This is a genomic window from Zhouia amylolytica AD3 (genome assembly GCF_000511935.2).
Classification (GTDB): domain Bacteria; phylum Bacteroidota; class Bacteroidia; order Flavobacteriales; family Flavobacteriaceae; genus Zhouia; species Zhouia amylolytica.
The window spans coordinates 140,612-153,066 of the sequence record NZ_AYXY01000019.1 but is presented as its reverse complement, the minus strand read 5'-3'; the positions used below and the strand labels follow the sequence as shown (position 1 = coordinate 153,066).

Below are 12,455 nucleotides of genomic sequence, written 5' to 3'. Positions count from 1 at the left end.
TCTAAATAAAAAAAGAAGCTCATGAGCTTCTTTTTTGTTTTTAACTGTTCTGTGCAGCTTTTTTAGCTTCTCTCTTTTCTTTAATCATCTCCATAATTGCTCCTCCTACCCAATAAGGAATAACAAAAGTCAATAAAAAGATCATTAACCAGAAACCAATTGTTAAAATGGTTAAGAACGCTAAAAAGCCTAGATACTGATCAAATTCGAACATAATTTCCGGAAATTTTCTGAATTCGCTTCAAAGATACACACAATTCTTTATTTCCCCATAAATTTTAAAAAATCCTTTTGTTTTTATGTTACATATTTTAAATCTGATGCAATGAATATTCCTGAAATAATACGAAAAGCTTAAATTTGTCCTACAGAAAAACAATACACGCATTTATATGGAATATAGAATAGAAAAAGATACGATGGGCGAAGTTAAAGTACCTGCTGACAAACTATGGGGTGCTCAAACGGAACGTTCGAGAAATAATTTTAAGATTGGAGCTCCTGCATCTATGCCTCTGGAAGTTGTATATGGCTTCGCTTATCTTAAAAAGGCTGCCGCCTATACAAATTGTGAATTGGGCGTTTTACCTGAAGATAAGAGAGACTTAATTGCAAAAGCATGTGACGAAATCTTAGAAGGCAAGCATGACGATCAATTCCCTTTGGTAATTTGGCAAACCGGAAGTGGAACTCAAAGTAACATGAATGTGAATGAGGTTGTAGCAAACCGTGCTCATCAATTAGCTGGTAAAAAAATTGGAGAAGGTGAAAAAGCATTACAACCTAACGATGATGTAAATAAATCACAATCTTCAAATGATACTTTCCCTACAGGCATGCACATTGCTGCATATAAAATGGTGGTAGAACAAACCATTCCTGGTGTTAAACAATTAAGAGATACTTTAGCGAAAAAGTCCAAAGAGTTTAACAATGTAGTTAAAATAGGTAGAACCCATTTGATGGATGCCACTCCTCTTACTCTTGGACAGGAATTCTCCGGATACGTTTCTCAGTTAGATCATGGCCTGAAGGCTTTGAATAATACCTTAGATCACTTATCTGAATTAGCACTTGGTGGTACTGCAGTTGGGACAGGTTTAAACACCCCTAATGGATATGCGGTAAAGGTTGCCGAATACATTGCCAAATTCACAGAATTGCCATTTCAATCTGCACTGAATAAATTTGAAGCCCTGGCAGCTCATGATGCATTTGTTGAAACTCATGGGGCTCTCAAACAATTGGCCGTATCACTTAATAAAATAGCTAATGACATTAGACTTATGGCCTCTGGACCTCGAAGTGGTATTGGTGAAATCATAATTCCTGCAAATGAACCAGGTAGTTCAATAATGCCAGGAAAGGTAAACCCGACTCAATGTGAAGCTTTAACCATGGTATGTGCACAGGTTATGGGTAATGATGTAGCCATAAGCGTTGGTGGAACCCAGGGTCATTATGAGCTTAATGTTTTTAAGCCTATGATGGCCGCTAATTTATTGCAATCTGCTCGCCTGATAGGTGATGCATGTGTAAGCTTTGATTTACATTGTGCTCAGGGAATAGAACCTAATCATGGGCGTATCAAACAACTTTTAGACAATAGTTTAATGTTGGTAACGGCGCTTAACACTAAAATTGGTTATTATAAAGCTGCAGAAATAGCTCAAAAGGCACATGAAGATGGAACCACTCTTAAACAGGCTGCTGTTAGTTTAGGTTACCTTACAGAAAAAGAATTTGATGAATGGGTTAAACCAGAAGATATGGTTGGATCCTTAAAATAAGGTATATCTAACAACATAAAAAGGCATCCTTAAAGGATGCTTTTTTTGTTCCTAAGGGATTTTTAAAATGGATTGAATTAGAAAACAATGAACTTTGCAGGTATTGCATAATACAATCTATTATATTTATATTCTTACTGTTTCTATGTTTTCTTATCATACCATTTTGAGGCATAATACTATTGAAGAAACTACTTCAGAGCTCACCTAAATAGCTATTAATAGACAAGACATGGAGTGATATATGTTTACAAATCAAAATATGTTATAAATCTTTCCGTTCAAATAACTAACAATAAAACAATTGGAAGTTTATCATATTAATTCTTTGAAAAAGAATACCGTTATGGCATAATTAATGGTATGGTCAAAGGAGACAAGATTCTTGCAGGATATCAATTGCCTCAGAGGAACTAACTGCAAACAGGGAAGTCTTTAAAAATGATGATGCTTATAATTAAGATTACGGACCTGTAGTAAAAGAAAGAACGGTTAACTCAATTACAAAGACATTACACAATTAAAAATTAATAATAACATTATCTTAAAGCATTTAAAACGTAATTAATACACACACATATGAAAAATCAGATTTTTATTTGCACGCTCATTTTATTTACGGCAGTTTCTTGTAAAAGTTCTAAAAATAGTATCTCTAAGGATATTGATAAGTTAGAAGGTGCCACCTGGGAATTGGTTTATTTAACAGGTCCGAGAATTTCTTTTGAAGGCTTATTCCCAAAAGAAAGACCCACTTTAATTTTCAATTTAGAAGAAAACAGTATTGGAGGTAGTACCAGTTGTAATGCCTATAGCAGTAAAATTACCATTGAAGGAAATAAAATTTCCATCAACGATCCTATAGCAACCATGAGATTCTGTGAAGGTGGTGGAGAGCAAGCATTCACAAAACTGTTTTCAAAAATAGAAAGCTATAAAGTAATGAATGAAACCCTCAGTTTCTATATGGATGATATCGAACTAATGCGTTTCAAAAAGCAATAGTTTATTTCAAACAAAAAAGCTCAGTTTAAACTGAGCTTTTTTGTTTAGTTTTTTAATAAGCCATATGCCTGCCTGGCAATTTCTAATTCTTCATTAGTTGGAACCACCAGAACATCAACCCTTGCATCTTCATGACTGATGAGACGAATATCTTTTGATCGAATGTTATTTTTATCTGGATCTATTTGTATACCCAAATAATCCAATTCTGAGCAAACCATACGTCTTAAAGTGCTACTATTTTCTCCTATCCCAGCAGTAAAGACCAAAGCATCTATCCCATTCATTGCCGCAATATAAGATCCGATATATTTCTTTATTCTATAGGCGTTCATTTCTAATGCTAACAAACAGTCTGTATTACCTTTGGATGCTTCCTCTTCAATATTTCTTAAGTCACTATATCCCGTTAGCCCTAACATACCACTCTTTTTATGGAGCAATTCACTGACCTGAGCAGGAGTATATCCTAGTTTATCAATCATATAAAATATAACCGATTGATCAATGTCTCCACTTCGTGTACCCATTATTAATCCGTTCACAGGGCCAAAACCTAAAGAATGATCTACACTTTTACCTTCATGAATAGCTGTAATACTACACCCATTTCCTAAATGTACTGTTATTACCTTAGGTAAAGGTTTAGCCAGGTATTCTACGGTTTTGGTATACACATATTTATGACTTGTACCGTGAAACCCATATAAACGTATCCGGTTTTTTTCAAGAAACTCATTAGGAATAGCATACTTATAAGCCCTTTCAGGGATGGTTTGATGGAATGCTGTATCAAAAACCCCTACCTGTTTGGCATAGGGAAATATATTTTCTGCTACATCAATACCCGTATAATTATGAGGGTTATGCAAAGGAGCTAAATTAAATAGATCTTTAATTTTCTTTTTTACGATATTGTCTATTAAAATAGTATCAGAAAATGATGCCCCTCCATGAACAACCCGATGTCCTACAATATCAATATCCTTAGCATCTGATATAACACCGTCTTCAGGGTCCATTAGTAGTTTAGCTACTTCTTTTAAACCCGTTTTATGGTCAGGAATAGCTATTTTTTCCTGAAGATTAAGTTTTGATGTTTTATAATGAATAGTTGCATCATCTAATCCAATCCTTTCTACTAAGCCTGATGCATCAACTTTAGCTTCAGGCATTTTAAATAATTGAAATTTAATGGATGAGCTCCCCGAGTTTATCACTAAAATATTTTTCATTCCATCTATAGATTTAAATTCCTTGTGCTTGAATGGCTGTAATAATTACTGTATTAAATATATCATCAACTGTACAGCCTCTGCTTAAGTCATTAACTGGCTTGTTTAAACCTTGAAGCATCGGTCCGATAGCCAAGGCTCCTGTTTCCCTTTGTACAGCTTTATAGGTGTTATTACCAGTGTTCAAGTCAGGAAATATTAGAACACTTGCCTGACCCGCCACTTCAGATTCTGGCAATTTACTTTTCCCGATTGTAATGTCTACCGCTGCATCGTATTGAATAGGTCCTTCTATTTTTAAATCCGGACGCTGATTTTTAACCATTTCTGTAGCTTCACGAACTCGGTCAACATCTTCTCCTTTCCCAGATGTTCCGGAAGAATATGACAGCATTGCAATTTTAGGTTCAATACCAAAATTGATACTGCTTTCTGCAGATGATATGGCTATTTCTGACAAGTCTTTAGCTGAAGGGTTCGGATTAATTGCACAATCTCCAAATACGGCAACCCGATCTTCTAAACACATAAAAAATATAGAAGAAACCAAGGAAACACCTGGTTTAGTTTTAATAAACTGTAAAGCCGGACGTATCGTGTGCTGAGTTGTATGCATTGCCCCTGACACCATGCCATCAGCATGACCTTTATAAATCATCATGGTTCCAAAATAAGAAACATCAGTCAGGCAATCTCGAGCAATATCCATATTCACATTTTTATGCTTACGAAGCTCATAAAATGTTTTTACATAATCATCAAAATATTTGGACTTGGGAGGATTAATTAAATGCACTTTTTTAAAATCAATCGGAAGTCCTAATTCAGTGGCTTTTTCTTTAATCTTGTCTTCATCTCCTAAAAGCGTCAAGTCTACCAAGTCTAAGGTAGAGAGTCTAAAGGCTGCTTTTAGTACTCTTTCATCTATACCCTCTGGTAATACTATATGTTTTCTTTCCTTTTGAGCTTTTCGAATCAAACTATATTGAAACATTCGAGGAGTGATTCCTGTATTTTCAAAATCCGTTATCTTTTCCATTAACCCATCAACATTCACATACTTTTCAAATGCACTGATAGAAGCATTTATTTTTGGTATACTATCTGCATAAATATTAGATTTAATATTACCTATTTGGTTCGTAACCTGGAAAGTTCCTCCTTTGACTGAAATGATTGGAACTACTTGAGAAACACCATCAATTAATCGTAAAATGGTATCCTCAGGAGTAATACCACCAGTTAAGATAATACCGGATACCCTGGGATAATTAGCTGATATATTCGCTTGTAAGGCTCCCAAAATGATATCTGCTCTGTCTCCCGGAGTAATTACCAGACTATTTTCTTTAAGGTGATTTAAATAATTTCTCAATTGCATTGCTCCTACCCCAAAACTACCCGTTTGGTTATCCAAAAGGTCTCCCCCAAATAACACTTCTCCATCCAATTCTTCTACGATTTCTTTCATCGTAGGGTTTGCTAACATTTCTTGCATTGGAATGGTAAAAACATCTACGTCATCGGTTAAAAAGGATTTTATACCTTCATTTACGATTTCTAAATTATTTTCCTGGATTTTGTTCCCTACTACTCCAATTACTTTAACATCTTTATTTACAAATGTATTATAGGCCAATTGCAAACTCCCAAGAAGCTCTTCCTTTGTCTTATTAACTCCACTTCCTATAATAATTACGGGAATACCAAGGTTTTTGGCTATATGTACATTAACATCAAATTCAAAAACACTGGTTTCCCCTGAAAAATCAGAACCTTCCACCAAAACAAAATCAAAGTTTTCTTCTACTTCTTTATATTTTTGAATGATGTTATCTAATACTTCACCAGTCTTACCTTCGTTTCTTTTTTGGACAACCTCACTAACTGTATAAGCATAAGTTTTTTCATATGGTATTTCAACATTAAAAAATGATAAAACAGTATCGATGTGATTATCTTTATTTTGATCTTTTGGATCATTAATAATTGGTCTGAAATAACCAACTCTAGGAGTTTTAGCTAAAAGCGTTTGCATAAGCCCCAATGCAATAAGTGACTTTCCACTATTAGCCTCGAGTGTAGCAATATATAATCCTTTATTCATAGCATACGTATTATGAGTGGTAAATTTTATGTAAAATACGGAGATTTAAACAAAAGAAAAACTAAGTATTATCAGTTTTAAAGTAATTTCTTTTAAATAACTTTAGCCCCTACAAAAAAATTATAATGACTACGATATTCATAAACATAAAAGAGTTACTTCAAACCAGAACCTCTACCATCGAAAAGGTTTCCGGTCAGGAAATGAAGATCTTACCTAGTATAAAAAATGCATATCTTCTTGTTAAGGATGATGAAATAATTGACTATGGGGTAATGAATGATACTTGTTTTGGTATTGCTGACGAAGTCATTGATTGTACTGGTAAAATAGTAATGCCCACATGGATTGATAGTCATACACACATTGTTTATGCAGGAAATCGTGAACAAGAATTTGTTGACCGCATAAACGGATTAACCTATGAGGAGATTGCCAATCGCGGAGGAGGAATTGTAAATTCTGCAGAAAAGCTTCAGAATACTTCAGAAGAAGATCTGTATAAACAATCCAAGAAACGTTTAGAAGAAGTCATGCAATTAGGAACGGGGGCTGTAGAAATTAAAAGCGGTTACGGTTTGACTCCGGAAGCTGAAATGAAAATGTTAAGAGTAATCAGAAAACTTAAACAGGAGTATAAGTTACCTGTTAAAGCAACTTTTTTGGGGGCTCATGCAGTACCAAAGGCATTTAAAAATAATACGGCTGGCTATATTGATCAAGTTATTAACGAAATGCTTCCTGCAATTGCAAATGAAAATCTGGCTGATTATATCGATATTTTTTGTGAAAAAGGATATTTCTCAATAGAAGATACCAAACGGGTTTTGGCAGCTGGAAAAAAATATGGACTTAAGCCTAAAATTCATGTCAATCAATTCAACATTATTGGTGGTGTTGCGGCAGGAGTTGAATACAATGCTTTATCGGTGGATCATCTAGAGGTGATATCTGATGAGGACATAGAAATATTAAAGAATTCAGAAACAATGCCTGTTGCATTACCTTCATGTTCTTACTTTTTAAGTATTCCATATACCCCAGCAAGAAAATTAATAGATGCAGGATTACCTCTTGCATTAGCTACTGATTTCAATCCTGGTTCTACACCTAGTGGTAATATGAATTTTGTTATTTCAACCGCCTGTATAAAAATGAAAATGACTCCTGAAGAGGCTATTAATGCGGCAACTATCAATGCTGCTTATGCCATGGGCATTTCAGAAAGTCATGGTAGCATTACTGTTGGTAAAAAGGCAAATTTAATTCTTACAAAGGAAATCCCATCTTATGGATTTCTACCCTATGCCTTTGGCACCAATAATATTGACAGCGTTTTCATTAATGGAAAAAAAATTTAATAAAAAAAGGCGTCGTTTTAACGACGCCTTTTTTAAAGAGTATTATTTACTTTATTTCAATGTAAATGTAGAGGTTCCTAACTCTCTCAACTTATCATCAAATACCTTAGCTGTATATGTTCCTTCCGGGAATTCACTTCCTTCCTTAGAAACAAATTCACATACATCTAACGCAGTATTTTCATAGTAAAAACTAGACGCCTTGGTATAAGTAATATTTGTTCCTTCCTCTTCATTAGCTGCTATAGCTTTTTCTCCCATAATATTACCTGAAGGATCTGTAACCTGAATATAAAATTGTTTTGGTCCTGGATTTGAAATCTTGTTATCTCCTACCGTATAGCACAATTTAATCTTGTCTGCTCTATTATTGCGATTCGTTGAAACTAATTTCCCGCTATTTCTTTCTCTTACGGCATCGACATTAAACTTGTTTAAGTTTAAGGCAGATCCAGCTTCTACTATTTTTGCCAGCTGAGTATTTTGAACAACTAAAGAATCCGTAAAAGTTGTTTGCTCTTCCAGTGCTACAATTGTACTATCTCTTTGCATAGCAATCATTTCATTAGACTTCTTCAATGAATCGTTTTGAGCCAATAGATATTCTCTTTCTTTTCTCAGCTGATTAACTTGTCGTCTATATCTGTAAAGTGCAGAAATATCTGCTTTCATCGTTTTTACTGAATCGATATAACTTGCAATCTTATCCCTTGCTTCTTCAAGTTCTCCACTTGTTTCCTCATTGTTAGCGATTGCTTTATCATAATCAGACTTAAGATTATTAAGATCTTCTATTACTAGATCCTTTTCTTCGTTTAACTTTGCAGTAGTTTGCTTTTTATCGTTGTATAAGCTAATGGTATAAATTAATGTTCCTACCAAAGCTGCGCCAAGCAAACCGGCAATTACTTTTAAACTGTTACTACTGTTTGTTGCAGTCATGATTGTGGTTTTAATTAGTTAAATTTAAATTTAGGTTTATCTGGTAATTTGTATAAACATATTACAATTATTATATACGTTCCAATTTAATTTTTAGATTATTTCAAAGATTTAGTAAAGAAAAATATGAGTAAATATTTAATTACCTATCAATTAAAAACAATTAATAAGTACATAGGTCATAGAAAGGGAGAGGTGAAAATAGGAGAAAAGTTTAAATTTATAAACGATCCTACCGCTCTTAAAGAAGAACTGACAGCTTCAAAAACAAAACATGTAATCCTGGGTATTCCGGAAGATTATGGAGTTCAGGCTAATTATGGTCGTCCTGGAGCTAAAAGTGCCTGGACCGCTACGCTAAAGTCGCTTCTTAATGTACAGCAAAATAAATTTAATAAAGGAGGTAAAATATTATTATTAGGACATTTGGATTTTTCAAAAGAGGTAGAAAACGTTGATTTCAACAGTCCTGAATTACCTAAAAAGCTGCAGAACGTTATTAATATTATTGATAAAGAAATCACCTATTTAATAAACTTAATAGTAAGTAGTGGAAAAACGCCTATCATAATTGGTGGCGGTCATAATAATGCATATGGTATTTTAAAGGGTTGTGCTCTTGCCCATGGTAAACCTGTTAATGTTATAAATATTGATGCCCATACCGATTTTCGAACCACTGAAACAAGACATAGTGGTAATGGCTTTTCATATGCTTTTGAAGAAGGTTTTTTAAATAAATATTTCATATTTGGACTTCATGAAAACTATACCTCCAAAGAAATATTTAATATGTTAAATGACGAAGACGAAAGAATTCAGTATAACACCTTCGAGTCTCTTGTGGTTAGAAAAGAAACAGAAATAATTCATGAGGCTGAGAGAGCTTTATCTTTCGTTGAGGATGACTTTTTTGGATTGGAGATCGATTGCGATTCCATAATAAATATACCTTCCAGCGCGATGACTCCGTCTGGTTTATCAGTTAATGACATCAGATATCTAACGCATAAATTTAGTAGAAGTAAAAATATACAATACGTACATATATGTGAAGCTGCTCCTAATCCGAAGCTGGAAAATGAAATGATTCTGGTCGGAAAACTTATAAGTTATTTAATAACTGATTTTATAAGAAAATAATAAAAATTTTCATTAATTAATATCGTTTAACGTGGGGATGATTCAACCACTCCAGAGCAAAACATATTGATAATTAAATTATAATAAACCGGTTGATTAATTTTTCCCATATTACTAACATGGAGGGTTCCGAGAATCCTCTCTTTCGAAATACCCTGAAAAATTAAAATCAAATCCATTAACAATTAAACTGTGCAAGAATTAAAGATCATTCCATTCAAACCAGAATATGCTAAAGACTTCAAAGACATTAATATTGAATGGCTACAAAAATATTTTTTTGTAGAACAACATGACATGGAAGTGCTGGATCATGCCGAAACATATATTATTGGAAATGGAGGACATATTTTTTTTGCAAAACACAATGATGCAATTATTGGAACTGTCGCTTTAATTAAAATTGAGGAGGGCATTTTTGAGTTGAGCAAGATGGGGGTCGTAACCGAGCAAAGAGATCTCAAGGTCGGTCAAAAATTAATGCAGTATGCTCTTGATTTCGCCAGGGAAAAAAAATGGAAAAAGCTAATTATTTATTCCAGCACCAAACTTGAAAATGCCATTCATATATACCGAAAATTTGGATTTAAAGAAATTCCTGTAGAGAATAATTGTTCTTATTTAAGGTGTGATATAAAGATGGAACTACCCGTCACCACTTAAGTTTGGGATTGAACTTTATTTAAGTTTTTCACTATAATTTGAAAAAACTCATGCTGGTCATAGGGTTTATTGATAATGTCATTAATTCCGTATTCATAAATATCAGACTGAATTTCGTCTATTTGCAATGCTGTTAAAGCTATTATTGGAACATTTTTATTGAACTCCCGAATGAGCTTACTTGCCTCCATTCCATTCATATTGGGCATATTTAAATCCATAAGTACCAAATCAAAATGTTCCTTTTTCAATATTTCAACTGCTTCCTGACCATCACTAACTATTTTACATTTAAACTTAACTTTTTGTAAAATACTTTGCGTTACTATTTGATTGATTTTATTATCTTCAACTATTAATACCTTATTCTTGAAACCAAGAATAGATGGTAATTCCTCATATACATTTTCGATAATATCTCCCTCATTGTAATCGAATTTTATTGTAAAACTAAATCTTGAACCTTTTCCTAATTCACTTTCTAAAGTAATCTGACTGTCAAATATTTCTATTAATTTCTTAACTATAGACAATCCTAAACCTGTACCTTGATACTCATTATTACCTCTATCTAATTGAGCAAAATTTTCAAAAATTTGTTCCTGGTCCTTTTTTGAAATTCCTTTACCATTATCTTCCACATTAAAATTAATCTCAACATGTTTTTCTGATTTCGAAACGAGTTTCATTGCCAATACAACATTACCATTGGAAGTAAACTTGATAGCATTCCCTATTAAATTAATTAATATTTGAGATAACCGAACCGGATCTCCATTTATGGCAATTGGTATTTCATTATCAAATCGAAATTCAAGGGTGTTTTCTTTCTGTTCAGCTTGAAAACCAAATGAATTAATTATATTTTTCCCTAATTGTTTTATATTAAACTTAGTATTTTCAAGAACCACTTTATTGGATTCAATTTTACTTAATTGCAAAACATCATTAATTAAGTTTAATAAATAATCGCCTGAAAACTTTAATGATTTTAAATATTGAAATTCTTTCTGGGTTAATTTCGCTTCTTCCAGCAATAAAGAAGTTAAGCCGACCACTCCATACAGCGGTGTTCTTAATTCATGACTTACTGTTGAAATAAATTGAGATTTAACATTTGAAAGCTTTTCAGCTTCCTCTTTAGCGACCTCAAGCTGTACATTTTGAAGCTCTAATTCTTTGTTAATATGCTTTATATGTTTAATACTTGCAAGCAAGAGCATGAGTAAAATGAATAACACCAAAACACCTATTCCAGTAAATAAAGCAAGCTGTTTGGATTTCTTTAAAACACGGTTTTGGGCTTCCCGTTCCTTTTTGGCCAGTTCCAAATCCCGACGATACTCGTCTGCATCAAATCTCGCTTTTGCAACTTCTAACTGCTTTAGTCGATCTTTATCAAAAACTTTATTTTTATAAAAATTGTGCTGCTCTAAATCTTTAAATGCCTGATTTAAGTTTCCTTTATTCTTATAATGCTCAGAAGATGCTTTATACACTTCGGCCAGGTCCAGGTAAAAGTCATTTTCTACCCCAATAGCAATTGCATCATTAAAATTCTTTTCCGCTTCTTGATCGACTTCCTTAGAGGAATAATATTTACCCAACAAATAACTAATTTGTAATTTACTGGTTTTATCTCCTACTTGATCAATGTAGGCAGAAGCCTCTTTTAAATATGGATATGCCTTATCAAATTTATTTTCATCGATATAAGTCCAGCCTATATTTAATATAGGGGTTAAAATATCTATTGAATCTCCTACTTCCTTAGCACTTTCAAGAGATTTCTGGTAATATTGCAGTCCTTTTTCATGATTTTTAAGTCCGTCTGAGTATACATTCCCCAGATTATTATAAATCCATCCAATAAACTTTACGTTTTTATCCTGTTCGGCATAATACAATGCCTTCTGGTAATTTTTTTCAGCATTGGTATAATCCAGAATTATTTCATAATTAATTCCAATCACATTATAAATCCTGGCTAGGTAATCTGGTCTTTCTTCTTTTGATGCAATATCTACAACCTTATTTGCAATTTCAAAGGACTCTTTTAAACGATATTTAAACTGAGCTTTTTCGGCTGCTCTCGTAAGTGAATCCAGCGTTTTTGAATGGTGCTCTGAATCTTGAGCCTCCATCCAAAAAGAACAGCATAAAACGAAGAATATGTAACAGATATATGTTCTCAAAATTCGAATTGTAT

The 12,455-nt window shown here is 33.3% G+C and carries 10 protein-coding genes; 5 read left to right on the top strand and 5 right to left on the bottom strand.

Annotated features, from left to right (window positions below; genetic code table 11):
- Positions 1-40: 40 nt before the first annotated feature.
- On the bottom strand, positions 41-214 hold the full coding sequence (locus P278_RS16655; RefSeq protein ID WP_038263462.1) for a hypothetical protein: 174 nt from the start codon (positions 212-214) through the stop codon (positions 41-43).
- A 178-nt stretch (positions 215-392) separates the two neighbouring features.
- Here P278_RS16655 and fumC point away from each other — a divergent pair, with 178 nt between their 5' ends.
- Both fumC and P278_RS05325 read left to right on the top strand, forming a co-directional pair.
- Positions 393-1,790, top strand: coding sequence for a class II fumarate hydratase (gene fumC / locus P278_RS05330; RefSeq protein ID WP_038263460.1), 1,398 nt, complete (start codon positions 393-395; stop codon positions 1,788-1,790).
- Between the two features lie 579 nt (positions 1,791-2,369).
- A complete protein-coding gene (locus P278_RS05325; RefSeq protein WP_038263457.1) occupies positions 2,370-2,795 on the top strand; it encodes an META domain-containing protein in 426 nt (141 codons plus the stop codon).
- Between the two features lie 44 nt (positions 2,796-2,839).
- Here the strand turns inward: P278_RS05325 and P278_RS05320 are convergent, their stop codons facing one another.
- Positions 2,840-4,030, bottom strand: coding sequence for an acetate/propionate family kinase (locus P278_RS05320; RefSeq protein ID WP_038263455.1), 1,191 nt, complete (start codon positions 4,028-4,030; stop codon positions 2,840-2,842).
- Positions 4,031-4,043: 13 nt separating this feature from the next.
- A complete protein-coding gene (pta, locus tag P278_RS05315) occupies positions 4,044-6,137 on the bottom strand; it encodes a phosphate acetyltransferase (RefSeq protein WP_038263452.1) in 2,094 nt (697 codons plus the stop codon).
- 125 nt (positions 6,138-6,262) lie between these two features.
- Between pta and hutI the strand changes: the two genes are divergently transcribed.
- Positions 6,263-7,498, top strand: a complete 1,236-nt coding sequence (gene hutI / locus P278_RS05310; RefSeq protein WP_038263449.1) for an imidazolonepropionase — start codon at positions 6,263-6,265, stop codon at positions 7,496-7,498.
- 51 nt (positions 7,499-7,549) lie between these two features.
- On the opposite strand, the gene P278_RS05305 is transcribed toward hutI, so the two are convergent.
- Complete coding sequence (locus tag P278_RS05305; protein ID WP_038263447.1) at positions 7,550-8,440, bottom strand: intermediate filament family protein; 891 nt, start codon at positions 8,438-8,440, stop codon at positions 7,550-7,552.
- A 126-nt stretch (positions 8,441-8,566) separates the two neighbouring features.
- On the opposite strand from P278_RS05305, the gene P278_RS05300 reads away from it, so the two are divergent.
- A complete protein-coding gene (locus P278_RS05300) occupies positions 8,567-9,583 on the top strand; it encodes a formimidoylglutamase (RefSeq protein ID WP_038263443.1) in 1,017 nt (338 codons plus the stop codon).
- A gap of 192 nt (positions 9,584-9,775) precedes the next feature.
- Positions 9,776-10,246 (top strand): GNAT family N-acetyltransferase, encoded by a 471-nt coding sequence (locus tag P278_RS05295; RefSeq protein WP_038263440.1) that lies wholly within the window; start codon positions 9,776-9,778, stop codon positions 10,244-10,246.
- Here P278_RS05295 and P278_RS05290 read toward each other — a convergent pair.
- Complete coding sequence (locus P278_RS05290) at positions 10,243-12,441, bottom strand: tetratricopeptide repeat-containing hybrid sensor histidine kinase/response regulator (RefSeq protein ID WP_152973896.1); 2,199 nt, start codon at positions 12,439-12,441, stop codon at positions 10,243-10,245. The two genes, P278_RS05295 and P278_RS05290, sit on opposite strands and share 4 nt — an antisense overlap.
- Positions 12,442-12,455 lie beyond the last annotated feature (14 nt).